Source organism: Mucilaginibacter sp. PAMB04168 (assembly GCF_039634365.2).
In the GTDB taxonomy this organism is placed as follows: Bacteria; Bacteroidota; Bacteroidia; order Sphingobacteriales; family Sphingobacteriaceae; genus Mucilaginibacter.
In genome coordinates, this window is the sequence record NZ_CP155079.2 from 770,063 (window position 1) to 793,688 (window position 23,626).

Below are 23,626 nucleotides of genomic sequence, written 5' to 3' on the forward strand. Positions count from 1 at the left end.
GATAAATTACTTTTCTTTAGAAAAAATGTTAAAATTTGAAGTTCAGCCTTCAAACCGCCTGTAAACCTGATATATGTCCGACAAGAAAAAGTTTCACCTGGAGTATGAGATCAAATCATCCCCGCGCATTTTATTTAATTTTTTAAGCGAAGCCAACGGACTTACACAATGGTTTGCCGATAAAGTAAGTTTCAGCAACCAGATTTACACCTTTACTTGGGATGATGAGGAGCAGAAAGCCAAGTTACTAGGCATAAAAGAAAATAAGTTTGTACGTTTCCGCTGGCTGGACGATGATCCGCAGTGCTATTTTGAAATGGAAATTGTACAGGATGAACTTACCAATGATGTGGCCCTCAGCATAACCGATTTTGCCACCGAAGATACTATTGCCGAGCGCAAACTTATCTGGAATAACCAGATAGATTATCTTATTGGCGTAATAGGCGCCTAAAACCAGCCTCTTTATTAAGCACCTTATACCTATAATAATGAACGCCGCTTTAGCGTTTACAGGTACGCCTTTGCCCGTACTGTAGCTAAGTAACAGGTATAAATGCTTAACTTTACACCGTGAAAAAGATACACCTCTTAATTTTAAAGTCCTTCATCAGGCCCTTTATTGTTACCTTTTTCATTGTGATGTTTGTGTTGTTGATGCTGTTTTTGTTTAAATACATCGATGACTTAATAGGTAAAGGGTTTCAGTGGTATATCATTCTCGAACTGATGATGTACGCCTCCATGACCAACGTAGCCATGGCCCTGCCACTTTCTGTACTGTTATCGTCTATCATGACCTACGGTAGCCTGGGCGAAAATTATGAGCTGGTGGCTATTAAATCGGCTGGTATATCACTGGGTCGTGCTATGTACCCCATGATGATTGTGGTGACGCTGCTCAGCATCAGCGCCTTTGTTTTTTCTGACTACATGCTGCCCATCGCTAACTTTAAATACTACTCCTTACTGTACGATGTGCGTCAGCAAAAAACATCATTTCTAATTTCTGAAGGCGTTTTTAATGACAGCTTTCCTGGCTATTCTATTCGCGTAAAAAAGAAAGATCCCGATGGGCAAACCCTGCACGGTGTAATGATTTACGAGAAGAAAGAGGGCATGACAGATATGGCCGTAATTTTTGCAAAAGAGGCCGTAATGTATCGTACGCCGGATGATATGTATCTGGTGCTTAAACTAAAGGAAGGGATACGTTATGAGGAAGAACCGGGAAAATCGAGCTTTAACACTCGGCAGCAATTCAGGCGCATGCGCTTTGCTACTACCGAGCAAAAGTTTGACCTGGGCGGTTTTAAGCTTAAACGTACCGATGCCAATGAGTGGCGGTCCACCATACAAATGATGAATTTGAAACAACTTACCAAGTTTCAGGATTCGACCATCAAAGCCGTTAACAAGGCTAGTAGCGCTAACTATAGCTTAATATCACCGTACTTAAAATACTTTTCCGTTCCCCAAAAAATGCCTGCCGGCACCAATGTTACGCCGGTTGCTGCAAGTGCACCTATTAAAAGCACCACGCCCGACAGGCAATTGGCTAGTGCATTAAGCGAGGCTCAATCGGTGCGCGAAACACTGCGCAGTATAGCCGACAGGTATAAAGAAGAATCTAAGGGCATCAGGCGTTACTCTATCGAGTATCAAAAGAAGTTCACCCTTTCGGCCGCTTGCCTGGCATTGTTTTTAATCGGTGCGCCGCTGGGCGCTATCATTCGTAAAGGTGGTTTGGGGCTGCCTGTAGTAGTGTCGGTAGTTTTCTTTTTAATTTACTACATTATTGCTACGATTGGCGAAAAATCGGCCAAGGAGGGCAATATTACCCCTTTTACGGGTATGTGGATGGCTATTTTTATTCTAACGCCTATTGGTCTCTTCTTGTCATACAAAGCCGCCAATGATTCTGTTCTGTTTGATGCGGAGGCTTATAAACGATACTTTAACAAGTTATTTAAGGGCCGAAAAAGCAACAAAGCCGTTCAAGGCTGATTTTACAAACTACAGACGAGTTTACTTGCGCTATACCTTAACTTTGCTATATACTTACTGCATATAATACCATTAAGTGCCCATTGGCGCGGTTTATTTGCTTGATGCCTTTACACACATGTTAAACACCATACCCGAAGCTGTTGAAGCTATAAAAGCCGGAAAAATCATTATTGTTGTTGATGATGAAGACCGCGAAAACGAAGGTGACTTTTTAGTTGCCGCCCGTTATGCTACACCTGAAGCCATCAACTTTATGGCCCGCTTTGGTCGCGGGCTTATTTGCGCTCCTATTACCCGCCAACGGGCTTTGGAGTTGGAGCTGGCACCGATGGTTAATCAAAATACGGCTACATTAGAAACCAGCTTTACCGTTTCGGTCGATCTGTTGGGGCATGGGTGTACAACAGGTATTTCGGCGTCAGACCGCTCTAAAACAACGCTGGCTTTAATTGACCCGGCTACCAAGCCTGCTGATCTGGGTCGCCCGGGGCATGTCTTTCCTTTGATAGCTAAAGATGGCGGTGTATTACGCCGTTCGGGCCATACAGAAGCGGCCATAGATCTGCCTGTAATGGCTGGTTTGGAGCCTGCCGGCGTTATATGTGAAATAATGAAAGAGGATGGCGAAATGGCCCGATTGCCCGAGCTCTTAGAGCTGGCTAAGGAGTTTGATCTCAAAATTATTTCAATTAAAGACCTGATTGCTTACCGCCTGGGCAGCGAAACTTTGATTGACCGCGAGGTTGCCGTTAAAATGCCAACACAGTGGGGCGACTTTGAGATGATTGCCTATACGCAGCGAAATACAGGTGAGCATCACCTGGCCCTTATAAAAGGTAACTGGGAACCCGATGAGCCCGTGCTGGTACGTGTACATAGTTCATGTGTTACAGGCGATATTTTTGGCTCGTGCCGGTGCGATTGTGGCCCGCAATTGCACAAAGCAATGGAGCGGGTAAGTGAGGAAGGCAAAGGCGTAATTGTTTATATGAACCAGGAAGGCCGCGGTATTGGTTTAATTAACAAATTAAAGGCCTACCAGCTGCAGGAAAGCGGATTGGATACTGTTGAAGCCAATATTCAGTTAGGCTTTAAAATGGATCAGCGCGATTACGGAGTAGGGGCGCAGATTATACGAGATTTAGGTATTTCCAAAATGCGCCTAATGAGCAACAACCCTACAAAGCGTGCCGGTTTAACAGGCTATGGTATAGAGGTGGTAGAAACAGTGCCTATTGAAATTGTGCCCAACCCGCACAATGAGGCCTACCTGAGAACTAAGCGCGACAAGATGGAGCATGCTATTTTGAAAGATCATTAAGACGCTTTTTCTAACCTTCCTGAGAGATGAGGGGTTTGTAAAGTACGCATTGCATTAATATACACCAACAAAAAAGCCTTAGCAATTTGCTAAGGCTTTTTTGTTGGTGCTTAATGGATGCCCATAAATATTCGGCTCCAGCGTATTTTGTTAAGGAAGCTGGCGTTGCTGTCCCAACTCATCCATACAAATAGGGCCTTACCCACAATGTGGTCTTCGGGCACAAAGCCCCAAAAGCGCGAATCGTATGAATTATGGCGGTTATCGCCCATCATCCAGTAGTAGTTCATTTTAAAGGTATAGGTGTTGGCTTTTTGGCCGTTGATGTAAATATCGGTGCCTTTTACCTCCAGCTTATTGCCTTCGTAAACAGTTATAGCCCGTTTGTAAAAAGGCAGGGTAAGGCTATCTAATTTCACTGTCCAGCCCTTTTTGGGTACTATAATAGGGCCATAATTGTCCTGGTTCCATTTACCGTAGTGAGGGTCGTTTGGAAAAACGGTGCCGCTTTCGTCAATCGAGTCTTTAGGCGTAACATGTGCCTTTACCTTGGTTACATTCTCAAGCCGTTTAAGCGCAGCTGCGGAGCCGGCCGTCATGGTTGGGAAATTGTTGTAAGGAGAAGTAGACGGTGTTATATGTAATTCATCAACCAGTTTGGGGTTTACTTCTGTGCCGTTCGTTTCTACTTCGTAGTTGATTTGACTTTCGGGCGGCGATGGATTAGCCTTGCCGTTTACAAATACCTGTGCGTCGGCAATAGATAGGGTATCACCTGGTGTGGCCTGGCAGCGTTTAATGTAATTCTCGCGCTTATCAACCGGGCGGTAATACGGTGAATCGGCTTCCATGGGGTAATTGAAAACCACTACATCACCCTTTTTAATTTCGCTCAGGCCAGGCAAACGGTAGTAAGGCAGCTTTACGCCATCCCAATATGCTTTGGTACCTATAATAGGCATGGTATGGTGCGCAAACGGAAAAGCGATAGGCGTCATGGGTGTACGTGCGCCATAATTTACCTTGCTTACAAATAAAAAGTCGCCTACCAGCAACGAACGCTCCATTGATTCGGTCGGGATGGTGTAAGCCTCAATAAATAAGGTACGTATTAACGTTGCAGCAATAACAGCGAATAATATAGCGTCAAACCATTCGCGGGTTGCGCTCTTTTTCTTTTTTGTCTGGTTGTTATTTTTATCCCAGAATTTCCAATTCATATTTAATATAATTAAACCTCACCAGCAGGGGTTAGGCGTTAAAGGTAAACATATCTGTTACCTGGTAAAATCCTTTTTTATCTTTAACCCATTCGGCAGCTAACACAGCACCCAGCGCAAAACCATTGCGGTTATGTGCGGTATGCTTAAATTCAATGCTGTCAACTTCAGAGTCATAAAGTACGGTATGTGTACCTGGTACGCTTTCAATCCGGTGCGATTCTATAAGCAGTTGGTTGTTGTTCAGATTGTCATCTGCTGTTTCGCCGGTATCGCTTACCAAAACGTTTTTCCACTCATTTTTAGCTTCCAGACCGTCCAAAATGCCTTCGGCAATAGTGATGGCCGTACCGCTTGGCGAATCCAGCTTTTGGGTATGATGAATCTCCTCTACCTGTACCTCGTAATAGGGATAATTATTCATGATTTTGGCCAAAATACGGTTAACATGAAAGAAGATATTCACACCAACGCTATAGTTAGAGCCATATAATAAGGTATTGTTACTCGTAAGGCATTTTTGTTTTACTTTGTCCAGTTGTTCATACCAGCCGGTAGTACCAACCACAATGGGAACGCCTGCCTCAAAGCAACGTTCAATATTGCTGATGGCCGATGCCGGTGTAGTAAACTCAATCATCACGTCGGCCTTTTGCAGGTTCTCGGGGGTGGCCTCGTGCAGGTTGTCTTGGTCTATTTTCAGTACAATTTCGTGCTGGCGATCAGTGGCAATTTTTTCAATGATCTTGCCCATTTTGCCATAACCGAATAATCCTATCTTCATGAAAATTAATAGTATTGACTTATAAATTGAGGTTATTTCATGGTAAAGGTAAGCTTTATAACCGGCATTACCGAAGGCATGGCTCCCGCTGCATAAATAGGCCCCGTTGGCATAATGCCCGGCGTTACCTTAAAGCTCAGGTCGCGGTCCATGGTATACGAGTGGATAAACTTGGCGTCAATATAGGCATCTATCATTTGTATGCCCCATGCACCCATAACACCCAAAATACTCAATTGAAAATTACGCTGATAACCGTTTACAGCGCCTTCTAATTGCGTAAGATTTGCGTTCTGTGTATTAACGTAAAGATCGGTTATGGTTTTGGACGTTTCAGCGTCCGGACGGTCGCCATTGCGGCGCATTTGGTAAACTTTAAGGTATTGCTTATAATACCTGTTGTTAAATTCGAGTGCCAATCCTAACGATCCTAAACCAGCGTAAATAAGGGGTACTTTCCACCAGCGGTGATTGTAAATTTGTCCCCATCCAGGTACAAAACCCGAGCGGCGAAATGCCAAACCCGGACTGTGGGTACTATCCGGGTTGTATTTTTTTTTATTCTTTTTAGCTAATATCTTAGGCAGAACTGGCTTGGAGGCTACTGAATCTCGTACGCGGGTCAAACTATCATTAACGCTTTTAGTTTTCACAGTATCAGGTTTTTGAGCCTTGGCTGCGAATGCAAAAAATGTTAAAAGTGTAATGATAAGTACTTGTTTCATGGCTACCAGTCCAGCATTTCTAAAATACGGGTCAAATCGTCTTGTGATAAAAAGGGAATTTCAATACTGCCTGCGCCTTTGTTGCTCACTTTTAGTTTCACCTTTGTGCTAAATTTAGAAGCCAGGTCATCCTGAATCTTTTGTATCTGAAAGGATACCGGCTCAGGTTTACGTGCCTCTTTCTTTTGGGCGTTACCTTGCTGCAGATCGCGCACCATTTCCTCAACCTTACGAACCGAAAGGCCATGCTGCAAGATTTGCTGGTGCAGGTGTACTTGCTTTATCGGGTCTGTTATTGTAATTAAGGCGCGGGCGTGTCCCATGCTAATATCTCCATCGCGAATGGATGCCTGTATGCTGGGCGGTAATTTTAATAAACGCAGGTAATTGGTAACTGTGCTGCGGTTTTTACTAACGCGCTCGCCTAGTTCTTCCTGTTTAAGGCCGCATTCATCCAGCATACGCTGAAAGCTGAGCGCAACCTCCATGGCATTCAGGTTTTCACGCTGAATGTTTTCTATCAAAGCCATCTCCAGCATTTGCTGGTCGTTAGCGGTGCGTATATAGGCAGGTATGGTATTTAAGCCTGCACGTTTTGATGCACGTAAACGGCGCTCGCCCGATATAAGCTGATAGGAATGCGAATTTACCCGGCGTACAGTAATGGGTTGTATTAAGCCTTGTACCTTAATGGATTCGGCCAGCTCTATTAAAGCCTGCTCATCAAAATCAGTACGGGGCTGAAAAGGATTTATTTCAATTTCGGCTATACGTATTTCATTAACAGAGCCTAATCCGTTGTTGTTCTGGCCTACGCCACCGGTTTCAGGCGCTGTGTAGCTTTTTTGCGAGTTGATGCTGGTTGAGTCGTCCAGCAGGGCGCTCAACCCCTTACCTAATGCTTTCTTCTTGTCTACGCTCATTACTTCAATTAAACTGCGGCAGGTGTAGCCTTACCCGAGGTTTTCGTTAACCCATTTTTACGGATGATTTCACGGGCCAGGTTTAAATAGTTAACGGCTCCTTTACAGGTAGCATCGTGCATAATAACTGATACGCCAAAGCTTGGCGCCTCGCTTAAACGCGTGTTGCGCTGTATAATGGTATCAAACACCAGGTCTTCAAAATGTGTGCGTACTTCTTCAACCACCTGATTTGATAAACGAAGGCGTACATCGTACATAGTTAACAATATACCTTCTATATCCAATTGAGGGTTTAAGCGGTTTTGTACAATTTTTATGGTGTTAAGCAATTTGCCTAAACCTTCTAACGCAAAATACTCGCACTGTACCGGTATAATTACCGAATCGGCGGCGGTAAGGGCGTTAATGGTAATTAAACCTAATGATGGCGAACAGTCTATAATGATAAAATCATACTTATCGCGCACCTTATCAAGTATTGCCCGCATCTTGTATTCACGGTCGGTAAGGTTAATCATCTCAATCTCGGCACCAACAAGGTCAATATGAGCAGGCAGCAGATCCAAATTAGGCGTTTCGGTTTTTTGTATAGCCTCTGCCGGGTCAATCTGGTTAATAATACACTCGTAAATGCTATTTTTTATGGTACGCGGGTCAAATCCAATACCCGAGGTAGAGTTTGCCTGCGGGTCAGCATCAACCAACAATGTTTTGTATTCTAACACAGCTAAACTTGCAGCCAGATTGATTGAAGATGTTGTTTTACCAACTCCCCCTTTCTGATTAGCTAACGCGATAATTTTACTCATTTTTTTCCCTCGATATATAACAACACTTTACCCTGGCACGCTAAGGACAGGTGAAGCTAAAATTTTATACTTTCGCCTGGCATTAACCGGGAGGTAAAGATACGAATTTAAACAATTCTACAGCCCGGCATGTTCCTGTAACTTATAAACACTTTTAAATGATAACTATCATTGCCGCTACCAATCGCCCTGGTAGTTCAACTCTAAAATTAGCTAAATATTATCAGCGCCAGCTCCTAAATAAAGGATTAGAAGTAAAGCTGCTATCGCTCGATGAGTTGCCGCCGAATTTTATACAGACCGACATGTTTGGCAGCCGCAGCGCTGCCTTTGAGCCCATACAGCAATTAATAACTAATACCGAAAAATTCCTGTTCGTGATACCGGAGTACAACGGTAGTTTTCCGGGCATATTAAAGGCTTTTATCGATGCTTGCACTTTTCCGGATAGCTTTTATGAGAAAAAGGCTGCACTGGTTGGCTTGTCGTCGGGTACTTACGGCAACATACGCGGTATTGAGCATTTTGCCGGAATTTGCAGCTACCTGCATTTACACGTTTTACCGCTGCGCTTGCATATACCGGCGGTACGCAAAGAGATAAATGCAGAAGGCAATTTATTTGAGGAAAAAACGGTAGGCTTTGTCAATGAGCAGATTGATAAATTTGTAAGGTTTTAAGCAACTATAATTTCAACTGTTTCAGGGTGTTTCATCAGGTAAGAGCCTCTTGCAGAGTATTGCTAACTATTAGCGTTGTAAAAGTTTAGCGACAAGGTGACTTCGGCTGAGTAAACATTATCACATCTATTATCTTCTATATATCATGTTTAAACAACTACATGTTGTTTGCTGAAACATTCTGTTAAGATAAAGGGTTAGTTCTGTTAGTCTTAACTTGAAGAACTACCTTATGAAAAGCAAGAATTTCCTGTATGTTTCCATACTTGCCTCTGCTGTTTTTAGCAGTTGTCAGCAGAAACAAAAACCCGATCCTGCGCAAGCGGATACAGTTGCTGTAGAAACCGGTGAGAAAGTTGATTTACCGGCGCCGTTTGCCACCAAATCGGCCACTACATTTTGTAAGGTAATAGGTTGGCCTAAAGGTAAAACGCCCACAGCGCCGGCCGGCTATAAGGTAAGCCTGTATGCCGAAGAACTTAACAACCCGCGTAATATCTACGTGGCATCAAACGGTGATGTATTTGCTGCCCTGGCAACCACTGAAGCTAAAGCACTGGCTAAAGCTAAATCGGCTTTAAGCGGTAAAACAAAATCGCAAAACATGGGCGAGAGCCCCAATACCATAGTTATTTTCAGAGATACGAATGGCGATGGGGTAGTAGATAATAAAGGTCTGTTCCTTGCCGGCCTCAACCAGCCTTTTGGTATGGCTGCAGTTGGCCGGTGGTTTTATGTGGCTAACACTGATGGCCTGTGGCGATACCCTTATACCTTGGGTGATACCCGCATAACCAAACCCGGACAGCGAGTTTTAAAACTGCCTGCTGGTGGTTATAATAACCACTGGACTCGTAATTTACTGGTTAGTAAAGACAGTACAAAGCTTTATATAACGGTAGGGTCGGGCTCAAACGTAGCTGAGCATGGCATAGCTAACGAGGCTCGACGTGCTAATATTCTGGTTGTTAATTTAGATGGTTCAGACGAGAAAATATATGCCAGTGGTTTGCGTAATCCGGTAGGAGTAGGCTTTCAGCCGGGTACGAACACTATTTGGACAGCTGTAAACGAGCGCGACGAACTTGGGGATGATTTAGTGCCAGATTACTTGACCGGTGTTAAAGAAGGTGGCTTTTACGGCTGGCCATATGCCTACTTTGGGCAGCATGAAGATCCACGCCGCAAAGGCGAACGTACTGACCTGGTGAAAAAAACTTTAATTCCAGACGTGCCATTAGGCTCGCATACGGCTTCGCTGGGTTTGGCATTTTACGATGGCGACAAGTTTGGTGCAAAATATAAAAATGCTGCCTTCATTGGTCAGCACGGCTCCTGGAACCGTTCAAAACTGGTTGGATACAAAGTGGTAGCCATTCCGTTTAGTAACGGCAAACCCGGCAAGCCCGAAGATTTCCTGACCGGCTTTATTGCCAACGCAGCTAAAAACGAGGTTTACGGCAGGCCGGTTGGTGTAGCCGTCGCTAAAGACGGCGCCCTGTTGGTAGCCGACGACTCAGGCAATAAAATTTGGCGCGTGAGCGCAAATTAATATAATCGTAGTTGTTTAACGAGTGTTAGGACACTGCCAGCGGTTGCACGGCATCACTGGTGGTTGCCGATGCTCTTTTAGTGTTCAGAAAAGGTTTTTCAGCAATTAAGTAAAAGCCGTATGATACCGTTATAATAAAAGCGCCGCCTGCAAAAGTCAGTATAATCAGGTTTGCAATAATTCCCATATTTAAAGGGAGTATTACATAACGCATTACAACTTCAATAAGCGGGGCATGTATTAAATAAATGCTGTAAGCAAATGTGCCTATAGAAACCAGCGGCTTTAACGACAAGAATTTGCGGAAGCCGGTTAACTTGTTTGTTGATAGCGCTATGAGCAAACTGGATGCAAATAAACCAGTATATATGGTAGGCAATAAAGAACCCGATGTAAGTAGTGGTCCCTCAATTTTTTGATAAAAGCTATGTGCAAAATGGCCGCTCAAAAACAGCATAAATGTGATTAAAAGTACAACCGGCCAGTACCTGAAGTTTTTAAGAAAAGTTAAACTCTTGTTATTTGAAAAAGAAACATGTGCTGCAAACATTCCTAAGCCAAACAGGCCAATAAAAATTGGGCTGATGAATTTAACGTTTAGGTTTTCTTGAAAACGGGATAAAAACACTTGTATTAATGCGGCTATCAATACGGTTGCTAAAGTTGTTTTTACCGCATTAAACTTGCGCCAGAAGAATACAATTATGGGGAATAAAAAATAGATGTACCACTCTACCGCAATAGACCAAAAGCAATAATTAATAGTGCGTGAGGTGTCATAAAAAATATTGTGGATAAGTAAGATATGGGTAATGATGTCTTTGTATGAAACCGGACCCATGCCTTTCCAGTGAGTTGTTGTGTCGTTTCCAACAACGGTATAAAACATAATTAAGGCAAACAACATAGCCAGGTAGTAGGTTGGTAGTATTCGCTTTGCTCTTTTAATTAAAAACTTACCCGTACTGTCTTTTAACTTGCTGTTATTTCTGGCAACAGGAATCATCAAACAAAAACCTGAAAGAACAATGAACACGGCAACGCCCGCACCGCCAAATCTGAACGGGTAGGTTACAAGTTTAACGTAAGGATTTGTATTTACTGGTAACTCGCGAAAAGCATGGTGTAATACTACATAAAGTGCTGTTATTGCTCTTAAACCATCCAAAAAATTGAGGTGTAAAGCAGGTGAACGCTTCTCACTAATTAATAAAGGCTCAGCTCCAGGGGCAGGGTCTTGTGTTTGGATCATAAACTTTTAAGCAACAGTATTTTATGTGAGTTAGGGGTTGCTACAAATGTATTTAAAGTAATTGTATTAATACCCATGTATTGGTTGTTTTGTTGAAGAATATTTAAAAAATAAATAAAATAATACATTATTGGATGTATTCGAGTATTATGATAATTAAATCAACCTTGTTTGCAGCTTTCTTAGTACTATTTGCTTTGCAGGCTACAGCGCAACAGCCTGATGCTGTAAAAACGGATAGCACACAGCGCTTAAGGCCGGTAACCGTTCGGGGCTATTTATCGGAGCAACAAATGCTGCAGGTGCCGGCTTCGGTAGGGGTGTTAAACTCTGCCCAGTTAACTTTACAATCCAATAATTCGATGGTAAGTGCTATGAACACCCTACCTGGCGTACGCATGGAAGAACGTACGCCGGGTAGCTATCGTTTATCCATCAGGGGGAGTTTACTGCGGTCGCCTTTCGGGGTGCGTAACGTTAAAATTTATTTTGATGAAATACCACTTACCGATGCAGGCGGTAATACTTACCTCAATGCTTTAGACGTAAGCAGCCTGCACAGTATTGAGGTACTGAAAGGCCCCGATGGCAGCTTGTTTGGTGCTAATTCGGGCGGTGTTGTGCTTATAAATCCGGTAAGCCGTTTGCGCGATAGTAGCGTGGTATCGGTTGGTTTTAATGCTGGTTCGTATGGGTTAATCCATCAAAATGCCGCTGTTCATCAACAGTGGGGGAAAAATGACTTAAACGTTAGTCAGGGTTACCAAAGTTACGACGGCTACCGAGACCATAGCTACATGCAACGGCATTACTTGCAAATGGTAAACCGTTACCACTACGGAAAAAGCAACCAATTAAAGCTCATTGGCTTTTACTCAGACCTGCAATACCAAACCCCGGGTGGTTTAAATTTAGCCCAGTTACAGGCCAACCCACGCGCTTCAAGGCCAGCTACGGCTACATTGCCCGGCGCCATTGAGCAGCATATTGGCATAAGCACCAAAATGCTTTTTGGCGGTGTGGTAAACGAGGCCAGATTGAGTAACCGTGTCCGCAACGTGGCGACGGTTTTTGGCAGCCATGTAAATTTTGAAAACCCTTTTATCACCAACTATGAGCAGCGTAATGAGGGTACTTATGGTGCACGCACTTACTTCGAATTAAGCGGACTGGCGGCTGCCTCGTTAGATTGGAAACTGAACTTAGGGGCCGAATGGCAGCAAACCAATGCTGATATTAATAATTACGATAACCTGGCTGGCGTAACAGGCAACCCCCAATCGCTTGATGTGGTGAACACTAATCAGCATTTTGTATTTACCCGGTATGCAGCTACTTTATACCGCCGCTTAAATATAGAAGCAGCCTTAAGCTTAAACTATTATCAATACAAGTTCAGGAATGCTTATCCGCTTAACCAGGCCGGGTTAAGTACGCGTAACTTTAAGCCCCAGCTTATGCCACGGGTGGCCTTGTCATACGAGATAACCAACAACTTTATCTGGCGGGCGTCGGTTAGCCGCGGTTACTCTACCCCAACCATTGCCGAGGTAAGGCCCAGCAATAACCTTATCAATACCGATCTGCAACCCGAAACCGGCTGGAACTATGAAACCGGTTTGCGCTTGCGTAACCGCGATGAAAGCTTGATGCTGGATGCATCTGTGTTTTACTATCGCCTCAACAACACCATTGTAAACCAGCGTTTGGCAAACGAGACAGACTATTTTGTAAATGCAGGCGGCACCAAACAGTTAGGTTTCGAGCTCAATTTTACAGGTTGGATTATGAGGCCTGTAAACAGTGGCACTATCCGTGGCATACAGTTTAACGAAGCGTTTACATATAACCGGTTCAACTTCCGTAGTTATAGTATTAATAATACCGATTACTCGGGCAACCGCCTTACGGGTGTACCAAGGCAGGTAGTGGTAAGTAGTTTGCAATTCAGGTTGCCGCAAGCCGTATATCTGTTTGTTCAGCATAACTACACCGCCCGCATCCCGGTAAATGATGCTAACTCGGTTTATGCCGGTTCTTATCATTTGCTGCAGGCCAAGGCAGGATGGCAGTTTGGCATAGGCGCTAAAACCCGTTTAAATATTTACGCCGGTGCTGATAATTTGCTCAACAAAAATTACAGTTTAGGTAATGATTTAAACGCCGTAGGTAACCGTTATTACAATCCTGCATCCTTAAGAAACTATTATGCGGGGATGAGTATAGGATTTTGAGCGTGGTGTCTATAAAAAATGTTCTATTAATTTGTCGTTTTTGAGCGTTTGCGGAAAGTCTTGTCTAAGCAATTAGCTTAGCAGCTGGGAAAAGACTTCCTATCCTTTGAGATGACACAAAGGCTGTGAAATATAAACTCTTTACACCTCAAACTTAATCCACCCGTCGCCTTCATATCCAAATATAAACTGCTTAGGATTAATGATTTCTGCCAGTATTTCTATCGAATCTATAATACGCGGACCGGGGCGATTAAAATAGTGGTTGCCATCGGCTATGTAAAGGCGTTTGTTTTTAACAGCCCTTAAATCAGAAAAGCCCGGCAACTGCAGTAGCGTCTCCACTTCTTTCAACGTGCGTTCTATTGAAAAACCACAGGCCATTAACACAATTACATCAGGGTCTTGCAGGCGCAGGTCTTCCCATTGTATGTAGGGCGAGTGCTTGCCTGCTTCGGCCATTACAGGCTCTCCGCCGGCAATAGCAACCAGTTCGGGTACCCAATTGCCCGAAACCATAAGCGGATCCAGCCATTCAATACAAGCTACTGTAGGTTTAGCATCAATAAATTTTAGCTTATGGCGTATAATATCTACACGCTCCTGTAGCTCTTCAATTAGGTTTTCGCCTGCTGTTGTAGCGCCCAGCGTACGGGCCACTTCTTCTATATTACCTATAATTTCGGCCAGGCTGTTAGGCTGTAGTGAGATGATTTGCGCCGGCTTACCTAGTTGGGCTGATAGCGCCTTTTCAACTTCAGGTAAAGAAACCGCACACACTGCACATTGGTCTTGCGTAATGATCACATCGGGCAATAGCTGCTCGATCAGCTCATTGTTAAGCTCATAAACCGACAGGGCATTGGTGAGCAGTTGCTTAACCTGCTCGTCAATCTGCAAGCTGCTCAGGTTACTGCCTATACGGTCGTACGAACAAACAGGTAATTGTTTTACCGTCTCCGGGAAATCGCAGGCATGTGAGCGACCAACCAGGCGGTTGTCCAATCCAAGGGCGCAAATAATTTCGGTAGCGGCGGGCAGCAGGGATATAATTCTATCAGCAGGCATTCAGTCTTTCTTGTTAATAAAAATACAAAGAAAGGTTAAATCATGCTAACTACCATAAAATGCTTATCTGATATCCAAAAAACGGTTTACTTTTGAGTAATGATTTTTCTGACGTTCCTCCTGGGACTGGTTGTAAACTTTACAGGTTACATTCCGCCGGGCAATATAAACCTTACACTCACGCAGATAGCTATTAACCGGGGCATGCGTCAGGCCTTGCGTTTTATTACCGCATTTTCGTGCGTTGAGTTCTTTTTTACTTTTTTTATTATGCAGGCGGCCAAGTGGCTGTCGGTACAACCGCATATCGAAACTATTATTGACTGGGTAATGGTAATCCTTTTTGGCACTTTAGGCACTATTACCTGGCTCAACCGTAAAAAGCCACCCAAACAAAAATATTCCGACCGCGAGAGTATTCGTTACGGTGTTTTACTGGGTATTATTAACCCTATGCAAATTCTTTTTTGGATGATTGCCGGTACTTATTTACTCGCCCACCAGTGGATACCGCCCGGCTTTTTTGCTTTAAGCGTGTTTAGTTTAGGTTCGGCTATGGGATCTTTTTTATGCTTGTATGCTTATGCAAAGTCGGCCCGTTATATTCAAAGCAAGTTTGCCCTAAGCACACAGTTAATCAACACCAGCATTGCGTTGCTTTTTTTCGGGTTTGCGGTTTATCATGTGGTTAAGCAGGTGTGGCTGGTGCTGGGGCATCATTCGCTTGATATTAAGATCGGCTTGGCCTTATAGAATAGGTTATCCAACGGTGTGATTTTACTGTCCGGTTATAAGAAAGGGTGATGTCCAAATAGTATTTAAATCTTTTTCTATTTTATATTTGCGCATGGCCATCGAAGAAATCTACCAGCTATACCTGCAGCATCCTGTCATCAGTACTGATACACGCAAAATTGCACCCGGCAGTTTGTTTTTTGCCCTAAAGGGAGACAAATTTGATGCTAACACCTTTGCCACACAGGCATTAGAAGCAGGTGCGGCCTATGCCATTATTGATGATGCTGTGTACCGATTATCAGACCAGTATATATTGGTGGATGATGTGTTGGGTACCTTGCAGGATTTGGCCCGTTACCACCGCAAGCAATTGCAGATACCGGTAATCGGTTTAACTGGCACCAATGGCAAAACTACCACCAAGGAGTTAATTAACGCTGTTCTGTCGCAGCAATTTAATACGCTGTCTACGCAAGGAAACCTGAACAATCACATTGGTGTGCCGCTAACTATATTATCTATCAATAACACCCATCAAATGGCGGTTATTGAGATGGGCGCCAATCATCAAAAAGAAATAGGTTTGCTTTGCACTATTGCCCAACCCACACACGGCTTAATTACCAACGTAGGCAAAGCGCACCTGGAAGGCTTTGGAGGTGTGGAAGGTGTAAAAAAAGGAAAGGGTGAATTGTATGATTACCTTAAAGCCACTAATGGTGCCGCTTTTGTAAATGGCAATAGCAGCGACCTGATGCGCATGCAGCAAGACCGCAATATGGAGAACGTAATCTTTTACGGAAAAGATTACGTTTTAAATACTATTAAGGGCGATTTAACAGGTAATGCTCCATTTCTTTCTTTAAGATGGAGCATAGGTAACTCTGAAGAGCAGTACGAGGTGAGTACGCAGCTTACCGGCGAGTATAATTTGGATAATGTACTGGCCGCAATTTGCATGGGGCATTATTTTAAGTTAAGCGCTCAGCAAATAAATGCAGGCATATCGGGTTATCAGCCTAAAAATAACAGGTCGCAAATTGTAAAAACAGCCACCAATACACTCATTTGCGATTATTATAATGCTAACCCCAGCAGTATGGTAGTTGCTATTGACAACCTGGATAAAATGCAGGCCGAGCATAAGGTGATGATTTTGGGCGATATGTTTGAAATGGGCCCCGAAGCCGCTGCTGAGCATGAAGCGGTGTTGAAAATTGCATTAAATGTACCTGCTGATGAACACATTTTTGTTGGTCGGGAGTTTTACTTGCAACAGGGCAATTACCCAGCTACGTTTTACGCAACAGCCGAAGAAGCTATGGCGGGGCTGCAAAGCAAGCCTGTAACCAATGCTACGGTATTAATTAAGGGTTCGCGCGGCATGGCGTTGGAGCGGCTGGTAGCATTTTTGTAGTTACCCATTTAAGCCATTTGTGCTACTTGACTTTTAAATACTTATGGCTATACATAAATCGCCCATTGATGTACTGTTACAGCCGGTAAGCCGGTTCATACACCAGGAGCATACTAGCGGTATCGTACTTTTTGCCAGTGTAATTTTGGCTATTATATGGGTAAATTCGCCGTTTCAGGAGAGCTACCACCACGTTTGGGATATTAATTTCTCGTTCGGTTTTGGTGGAGATGCTTTGAGCCATCCGCTGCACATCTGGATTAATGACGGCCTTATGGCTGTCTTCTTTTTTGTAATTGGGCTGGAGCTCAAACGCGAATTTATGGGCGGTGAGCTGTCCTCGGTAAGTAAAGCTTCGCTGCCTATGGTTGCTGCTTTGGGAGGGATGCTTGTACCTGCCTTTATCTATTTTATAATTAACCGTAATACCGAAGCAGCGCATGGCTGGGGTATCCCTATGGCTACCGATATTGCTTTTGCGCTGGCCCTGGTTTCGGTAGCTGGCAAGCACATACCTTCATCTGTTAAAGTATTTCTTTCGGCCCTGGCCGTGGCCGATGATTTGGGTGCCGTACTGGTAATAGCCTTTTTCTACAGCAGCAATCTGCATTTTATACCGTTATTTATAGGTGCTGGTTTTTTACTTGTACTGGTAGCCGGCAACGCATTGGGTATTCGCCGTACGGGTTTTTATATAATAATTGGCTTTGGTGTTTGGGTGGGCTTTTTATTGTCGGGCGTTCATGCTACTATTGCAGGGGTGCTGGTAGCTTTTACCATTCCAGCACGCACCATTATTGACGAACGGGTTTACTCAGCTAAATTGCGCCAACTGGCCGATGATTTTGATAAGGAAATTCCTAATAATAGCACCTTAACCACACCGCTGCAACATGAAACCATTGAGCATATTAAGATGCTTAGCTTAGCTGCACAAACTCCGCTGCAAAAAATTGAATATGCATTACATCCCTGGGTGGCTTTTGTGATTATGCCGCTGTTTGCGCTGGCTAATGCCGGTATAATAATAGGCGCCGATTTCTTTTCGGCATTAATTAACCCAGTAAGTATAGGTGTTATAGCCGGCTTGCTCATTGGTAAATTTGTTGGTGTATTATTATTTACCTGGTTAATGGTTAAAACAGGCATGGCAGGTTTGCCGCAACACGCCACATGGCGGCACATTGTAGGTGTAGCTACTTTAGCCGGCATTGGCTTCACCATGTCGCTGTTTGTATCGGCCCTGGCTTTTAAAGATCAAATTATGATAGACGAAGCTAAGTACGGTATTCTGCTGGCTTCGCTCTTAGCCGGTAGCATTGGCTACATAATTTTAAAACGTACACCCGCAATTGCTAAGTAACTTATTACTTAAATCAATTCTTTAACAACTAGTTATTTAGACTTCTGTAAAACATTATAGCAGTTTAGTGAATTTATAGGAACGATTTGTTAATATAAGTTTAACATTAACTGCATATACCTTGAAAAGCTTTTTATATACCTTGCTGTTCCTCGTGGCTGTTTTTCCTGTACGCTTAAGGGCCCAGGTGGTTAAAGACTCCATTAAAACCGATTCTGCTGAACATATTTTGGAAGTGCCAGATACGGTGCCGCACCTGCAGAGCAAGTTCGCTTCCTTTATTCCGCCTGCCGTTTTTATTGGGTATGGTTTACTGTCTTTCGAAGTAGATGCCATACGCCGGGTAGATTTTCATGTTTACAATGACATTCAAAAAAAGCACCCTGATTTTCATACACCTGTTGATAACTATTTTCAGTTTGCCCCGGTAGTGGCAGTATATGCTTTGAATTTAGCTGGCGTACCCGGCAAAAACCGGTTCATTGACCGTACCATTCTGTACGCTATGTCTGAAGCCATCAGAGCCGGAACGGTGAGTGTGCTGAAACATACGTCGGACAGGTTACGGCCAAATTCGGGCGACCGTTTATCTTTTCCATCCGGGCACAGCAGTACAGCATTTGCAGCAGCCGAATTTATGGCGCAGGAGTATGGTGAATTATCGCCGTGGTATGGCGTTGTAGGCTATTCTTTTGCCACAGCTACAGCCATTTTACGCGTGTACAATAACGACCACTGGTTTAGCGATATTATAGCAGGTGCAGGTTTTGGTATCCTGTCTACCAAGGCGGCCTATTTATTATATCCCATTATACGTAATAACTTTTTCCGTAACGATAAAGACAACGACAAGAAAGCAGCTACCATATTTATACCGAGCTATAACAACGGCGTAGCCGGCTTTACCTTTGTAAAGCGGTTTTAAACAGGCATCATTACTACAATAAATGTCATCTCGAGCAGCAGCGAGAGATCTTTTCGAACTAATGAGCTTACCACCTTTGAAAAGACTTCTCACTGCTGCCGGAAATGACAGGTTTAGGTTAGGTTTCCTTTTATATTAGGCCTGCATTGCCAACTCCATTTCATCAGCGCTTGGGCCATAGGGACCCGGGATAGGAATATTAAGCAAGCGCAGAAACACACCCATTTGCGCCCGGTGGTGTATCATCTGTCCAAACGTCATACGGATAAACTCATATTTGGTAGCCTGCAAATAAATTTGCTCACCGCTGCGCATAGTCCAGCCTTTTTCTAATTCTTTTTCTGTTGCATTTTCTAAATGAGCTTTGCCATTCTGTACAGACCGGTTAAAGCAATCGAGCAGTTCGCCGGTGTTATTTATTATTTCTTCCTTCCAGTCGGCTGCGGCAAAATCCAGTTCATTAGTGGTTAGCGTGAGCGCAATCCAGTTGGGCAGGTCGGCTATGTGGGTGGCCAGGCGGCGTATGGTCATGCTTTTTACATGGGGTTGCCAGTCGTAACGGTCGTTAGGCACACGCTCCAGCATTTGGCGCGTCTTTTCAGTCTCTTCGTTCAGTTCTTTCAGCAGCAGTTCAATAATGTTCATGGTTACTTGTTTTGATGATGCAACAAAGTAACCTGTAGCGAGTGACAGCCCTATGTCAGCAGGGTTTATAACTTCAATAAAAGTTTTTCGCCTATCATTTTAACTCTTTCTCGCAATACATCGGGCTCTATAATGCGGGCATAATCGCCAAACATCATGTACCAGCGTGCAAAGCCCTCAAAAGAACTGGTAAGAAATGAAATCTCCACACCGCCGTCTTTCTCCACCTCGCCTATGTAACCGTGGTAATACTTTTGTTCGCCCAGGTGCAGCGCTGCTTCCTTTTCTACAAACAATTTTACCTGGTGCAGGTTGCGTTGGCGGTAAACGCTGTCCATGTAACTTTTCAGGGTAGGATGATTGGTAATTACGTCATCATCGGTTAATTGCAGGTTCAGCATGCGGTCGAACCTAAAATCGCGATAGTCATTTTTTACGCGGCAAAAGGCAATCAGGTGCCAGTAATTATCCAGGTAAAAAACACCAACTGGCTCAACGCAGCGCTGGCTATGCTGCTGCCTGTAGTGCGAAAAATAATCGAGACTGATAACTTTTTTCAAGGTAACGGCCTTTAAAATAAGTTGCAGCGGATTAAGGTTACCGTGCATATGAGGCGACCGTTTGGCCTTGAACACTTCAATGCGGCTATCCATTCCGGCCAGGTAATCTTTTTCGGCATTGCGCAACACGGCACGTACCTTAAACATGGCCGATTTATAACTGCTGCCATTCACCTCATCAGTCAGGGTTTCAACCAGCTTTTCAGCAGTGATGAAAGCAGTAGCTTCCTCCAGCGTAAAAGCAACAGGCGGCAGGCGGTAGCCGTCGGCCAGGGAATAGCCCATGCCAGCCTCACCTATAATAGGCACGCCGGCCTCTTCAAGTGTGCGCATATCGCGGTACACGGTGCGCAAACTAATGTTAAACCTATCGGCAATAGCCTGAGCCTTAACCACTCTACGTGACTGTAGCTGAATTAATATGGCTGATATACGGTCTATACGGTTCATGCTGTGGTGCAAATTGAGAAAAGCATGTTAAATTATGTTAAAATCTGTAATTATTTGCTGTTTTAACATCTTATTCGCTTGATGTACTAAGTATTTAGTTATATCTTTCAACCATAATCCTTATCATGAAACTATTTCTAACCTTGTTAACCGTCTGCTGGGTCACGTCTCTTGCTTTCGCCCAAAATCCATATATGGTTAAGGGATCCGTGGCCGACACTATTTCGAATGTAAAGCTGAACAACACGAGTATCTCGGTGCTCAATGCCAAAGATTCTACCCTCCGTAAGTTTACCCGTGCGGCAGCCGATGGCAGCTTTAGCATAGGGCAATTGGGAAAGGGCAAATTTATTTTGTTAGCAACTTACCCTAAATATGCCGACTATGTGGAGGAGTTTACACTCGACTCGGCACACACTACGCATAATGTTGGCCGCATAAGTATGATTCTGAAATCTAAGCTGCTTGAGGGTGTTATTGTAAGGGGAACACGGGCTGCTATTAAAATTAAAGGCGACACTACTGAATTTAATGCATCCAGTTTTACCGTACAGCCTAATGCCCGGGTAGAAGACTTGCTTAAGCAACTGCCCGGTATACAGGTAGATAAGGATGGGAAGATTACTGCCCAGGGACAAACTGTAAATAAGGTTTTAGTTGATGGTGAGGAATTTTTTGGTGATGACCCAACGCTGGTTACCAAAAACTTGCGGGCCGATATGGTAGACAAGGTGCAGCTTTATGATAAGAAAAGCGACCAGGCCACCTTTACAGGTATTGATGACGGTCAGAAAACTAAAACCATTAATATTAAACTGAAAGAAGATAAAAAGAACGGCTACTTTGGTAAGGTAGACGCCGGCATAGGCACTAAAGACTTTTACCAGGAGCAGTTTGCATTTAATAAGTTTTGGGGTAAAAAGAAGTTTTCGGCTTATGGCACACTGGCCAACTCCGGTAAAACAGGTTTAAGCTGGGAAGATAACAGTAAGTACGGCTCGGCCAACAATGTGGAAATGATTGATGGCGGTATTTATATAAGCGGGAGTAGCGGTGATGAATTGGAGTCGTTTGGCGGGCAATATAGTGGTGAGGGTATACCTACGGCCCGCACGGGTGGTTTGCACTTTGATGATAAGTGGGGTGGCGATAAGTATACTCTTAACGGCAATTATAAAATAGGCTCGTTGGGTGTGGTTGGTACCAAGAACATTCAAAATCAAAACAACCTGCCCGGTACAAGCGCAAGCACCAATCAGAACTTTATCAAATCCAACAACGATCAGGATTTTAACAACTACATTTTCAGGCAAAAGCTGGACGCAATGTACCAGGTTAAACTGGACACTACAGCTAACCTTAAGATCACGGTAGACGGAACATTCAAAAACAACGAAACCCGCAACAACAACTTATCAACCAGCTTACGTGGTAACGATTTGTTAATTAACCAGAGCATCCGCCGTATTGATAATGAGGGCGATCAAAAGATGTTCAACGCAACGGGCTTTTACACCAAAAAACTGAAAAAGACAGGTCGTACGATATCTTTAAATGTTACAGAGGCACTCAATCAAAATAATGTTAAAGGCAACCTGTATCAAAAGATTGACTATTACGACGAAACCGGCGCCGTTGACAGCACCAAGCTTGTTGATCAGTACAAGATTAACAATGTGAAAAGCAACGTAGTTAGTACCAATTTTACTTACTCCGAGCCAATTACCAAATACTTTGCAATTGTAGCCAACTATGGCTTTGGCCTAAACAACAGTAGGGCCGATAGGAGATCGTTCTCACAATCGGCCCCCTCAGTATATAGCAACCTTATTGATTCACTAAGCAATAATTACCAGCTTAACCAAATCTCACATCAATTAGGTGCAGTATTTAATTATAAGAAGGAAAAAACGGTACTTAACTTTGGCACCAAGGTAAGAGATGTACGCTTTAGCCAGGAAGACCTGATGTCTGATTACAGGTATAAGCGCCACTTTTTAAACTGGAACCCTTCGGCCAACTATCAGTACCGTTTTTCTCAGCAACGCGCATTTAATTTAAGCTACAGCGGCAGTAATACACAGCCAAGCATTGATCAGGTACAACCCGTTCGTAATAATAACGACGATCTGAACATCACCATAGGTAACCCGAATCTGGAGCCTTCGTTTACCCATCGCTTCAATATGAATTACAACTCTTACAAGGTACTGAGCGATCAGTCTATGTACATCGGCGGTTCCTACAACTTTACTACCAACCCTATAGTTAACAATACCGCTACCGATTCGCTGACGGGCAAGAGCCGTTTGCAGTATATCAACTTGGGTAACAATACACCATCCAACTTTTCGCTCTACTCTTCATACGGGCGCAAGGTTAAATTGCTGGGTGGGGTTAACGTTGGTGTTAATTTGAATGCTAACGGTAACACTTATTTCAATCTTACCAACAATGCATTAAACCGCACACGCTCTTATAATTTCTCTGGCCAGTTAAGGTTATCAAAATACAAGCAAAAAAAGTATGACTTTTACGGCACGTTCGGCCCAACTTACAACACCAGTGTGTCATCATTGGTTAAAAGCGTAAACAATAATGGCGGGGGCTTCACTTCCTATCAGTATGTTGGTATTTACCTGCCCGGTAAAATACAAATTAATGGTGAGGGCAATTATGAATACAGAGCGCCTACGCAGTCTTTTAACGAAAAGCTGAGCCGCTACCTGCTTAATGCCAGCGTTAGCAAGGCATTCTTTAAGGATGAAAGCCTGAAACTGGCTGTAAATGCTTACGATTTGCTCAACCAAAATAATGGCTTTAGTCGTAGTGCCAACGGTGGTTCGTTAACACAAACACAGTATACCACCATACGTCGTTACTTTATGTTCACCTTAACCTGGGACTTTAACAGAATGGGCGGAGGCGCGCCACAAAAATAATTTTC

General features: G+C 43.7%; 20 protein-coding genes. 11 read left to right on the top strand and 9 right to left on the bottom strand.

The window, feature by feature from the left end:
• The first annotated feature begins 73 nt into the window (after window positions 1–73).
• The 3 genes from ABDD94_RS03275 to ABDD94_RS03285 all read left to right on the top strand — a co-directional run bounded on the left by ABDD94_RS03275 (window position 74) and on the right by ABDD94_RS03285 (window position 3,331).
• Window positions 74–454, top strand: coding sequence for an START-like domain-containing protein (locus tag ABDD94_RS03275; protein WP_345949143.1), 381 nt, complete (start codon window positions 74–76; stop codon window positions 452–454).
• Window positions 455–573: 119 nt separating this feature from the next.
• Window positions 574–2,007 carry an LptF/LptG family permease gene (locus tag ABDD94_RS03280; protein ID WP_345954672.1) on the top strand — a complete coding sequence of 478 codons (1,434 nt, stop codon included), beginning with the start codon at window positions 574–576 and terminating at the stop codon, window positions 2,005–2,007.
• 118 nt (window positions 2,008–2,125) lie between these two features.
• Window positions 2,126–3,331, top strand: coding sequence for a bifunctional 3,4-dihydroxy-2-butanone-4-phosphate synthase/GTP cyclohydrolase II (locus ABDD94_RS03285; protein ID WP_345954673.1), 1,206 nt, complete (start codon window positions 2,126–2,128; stop codon window positions 3,329–3,331).
• 110 nt (window positions 3,332–3,441) lie between these two features.
• On the opposite strand, the gene lepB is transcribed toward ABDD94_RS03285, so the two are convergent.
• From lepB to ABDD94_RS03310, 5 genes are read right to left on the bottom strand one after another with little or no spacing between them, the layout of a single operon-like run.
• Window positions 3,442–4,551: a signal peptidase I gene (lepB, locus tag ABDD94_RS03290; RefSeq protein WP_345949140.1), complete on the bottom strand. Its 1,110-nt coding sequence runs from the start codon at window positions 4,549–4,551 to the stop codon at window positions 3,442–3,444.
• A 31-nt stretch (window positions 4,552–4,582) separates the two neighbouring features.
• On the bottom strand, window positions 4,583–5,335 hold the full coding sequence (dapB, locus tag ABDD94_RS03295) for a 4-hydroxy-tetrahydrodipicolinate reductase (protein ID WP_345954674.1): 753 nt from the start codon (window positions 5,333–5,335) through the stop codon (window positions 4,583–4,585).
• Between the two features lie 32 nt (window positions 5,336–5,367).
• Window positions 5,368–6,060: a DUF5683 domain-containing protein gene (locus tag ABDD94_RS03300; RefSeq protein WP_345954675.1), complete on the bottom strand. Its 693-nt coding sequence runs from the start codon at window positions 6,058–6,060 to the stop codon at window positions 5,368–5,370.
• A 2-nt stretch (window positions 6,061–6,062) separates the two neighbouring features.
• A complete protein-coding gene (locus tag ABDD94_RS03305) occupies window positions 6,063–6,983 on the bottom strand; it encodes a ParB/RepB/Spo0J family partition protein (RefSeq protein ID WP_345954676.1) in 921 nt (306 codons plus the stop codon).
• A gap of 8 nt (window positions 6,984–6,991) precedes the next feature.
• Window positions 6,992–7,795 carry an AAA family ATPase gene (locus ABDD94_RS03310; RefSeq protein ID WP_345949136.1) on the bottom strand — a complete coding sequence of 268 codons (804 nt, stop codon included), beginning with the start codon at window positions 7,793–7,795 and terminating at the stop codon, window positions 6,992–6,994.
• 158 nt (window positions 7,796–7,953) lie between these two features.
• Here ABDD94_RS03310 and ABDD94_RS03315 point away from each other — a divergent pair, with 158 nt between their 5' ends.
• The gene (locus ABDD94_RS03315; RefSeq protein ID WP_345954677.1) at window positions 7,954–8,475 is read left to right on the top strand and encodes an NAD(P)H-dependent oxidoreductase; all 522 of its coding nucleotides are present in this window, start codon (window positions 7,954–7,956) and stop codon (window positions 8,473–8,475) included.
• A gap of 232 nt (window positions 8,476–8,707) precedes the next feature.
• A complete protein-coding gene (locus tag ABDD94_RS03320) occupies window positions 8,708–10,027 on the top strand; it encodes a sorbosone dehydrogenase family protein (protein WP_345954678.1) in 1,320 nt (439 codons plus the stop codon).
• Between the two features lie 25 nt (window positions 10,028–10,052).
• Here ABDD94_RS03320 and ABDD94_RS03325 read toward each other — a convergent pair whose 3' ends face one another.
• The gene (locus ABDD94_RS03325; RefSeq protein ID WP_345954679.1) at window positions 10,053–11,279 is read right to left on the bottom strand and encodes an acyltransferase; all 1,227 of its coding nucleotides are present in this window, start codon (window positions 11,277–11,279) and stop codon (window positions 10,053–10,055) included.
• A 149-nt stretch (window positions 11,280–11,428) separates the two neighbouring features.
• Between ABDD94_RS03325 and ABDD94_RS03330 the strand changes: the two genes are divergently transcribed.
• Window positions 11,429–13,513: a TonB-dependent receptor gene (locus ABDD94_RS03330; protein WP_345954680.1), complete on the top strand. Its 2,085-nt coding sequence runs from the start codon at window positions 11,429–11,431 to the stop codon at window positions 13,511–13,513.
• A 141-nt stretch (window positions 13,514–13,654) separates the two neighbouring features.
• Here the strand turns inward: ABDD94_RS03330 and ABDD94_RS03335 are convergent, their stop codons facing one another.
• Complete coding sequence (locus tag ABDD94_RS03335) at window positions 13,655–14,581, bottom strand: cobalamin-binding protein (RefSeq protein ID WP_345954681.1); 927 nt, start codon at window positions 14,579–14,581, stop codon at window positions 13,655–13,657.
• A 99-nt stretch (window positions 14,582–14,680) separates the two neighbouring features.
• Between ABDD94_RS03335 and ABDD94_RS03340 the strand changes: the two genes are divergently transcribed.
• From ABDD94_RS03340 to ABDD94_RS03355, 4 genes are all read left to right on the top strand, one after another.
• Complete coding sequence (locus tag ABDD94_RS03340; protein ID WP_345954682.1) at window positions 14,681–15,334, top strand: LysE family transporter; 654 nt, start codon at window positions 14,681–14,683, stop codon at window positions 15,332–15,334.
• A gap of 94 nt (window positions 15,335–15,428) precedes the next feature.
• On the top strand, window positions 15,429–16,736 hold the full coding sequence (murF, locus tag ABDD94_RS03345) for a UDP-N-acetylmuramoyl-tripeptide--D-alanyl-D-alanine ligase (protein ID WP_345954683.1): 1,308 nt from the start codon (window positions 15,429–15,431) through the stop codon (window positions 16,734–16,736).
• Window positions 16,737–16,779: 43 nt separating this feature from the next.
• A complete protein-coding gene (nhaA, locus tag ABDD94_RS03350) occupies window positions 16,780–18,099 on the top strand; it encodes a Na+/H+ antiporter NhaA (protein ID WP_345954684.1) in 1,320 nt (439 codons plus the stop codon).
• Between the two features lie 121 nt (window positions 18,100–18,220).
• A complete protein-coding gene (locus tag ABDD94_RS03355) occupies window positions 18,221–19,024 on the top strand; it encodes a phosphatase PAP2 family protein (protein WP_345954685.1) in 804 nt (267 codons plus the stop codon).
• A 135-nt stretch (window positions 19,025–19,159) separates the two neighbouring features.
• On the opposite strand, the gene ABDD94_RS03360 is transcribed toward ABDD94_RS03355, so the two are convergent.
• Entirely contained in the window at window positions 19,160–19,669 is a 510-nt protein-coding gene (locus ABDD94_RS03360) for a DinB family protein (protein WP_345954686.1), read from the bottom strand.
• A gap of 65 nt (window positions 19,670–19,734) precedes the next feature.
• On the bottom strand, window positions 19,735–20,679 hold the full coding sequence (locus ABDD94_RS03365) for a YafY family protein (protein WP_345954687.1): 945 nt from the start codon (window positions 20,677–20,679) through the stop codon (window positions 19,735–19,737).
• Between the two features lie 194 nt (window positions 20,680–20,873).
• Here ABDD94_RS03365 and ABDD94_RS03370 point away from each other — a divergent pair, with 194 nt between their 5' ends.
• On the top strand, window positions 20,874–23,621 hold the full coding sequence (locus ABDD94_RS03370; RefSeq protein WP_345954688.1) for an outer membrane beta-barrel protein: 2,748 nt from the start codon (window positions 20,874–20,876) through the stop codon (window positions 23,619–23,621).
• Window positions 23,622–23,626 lie beyond the last annotated feature (5 nt).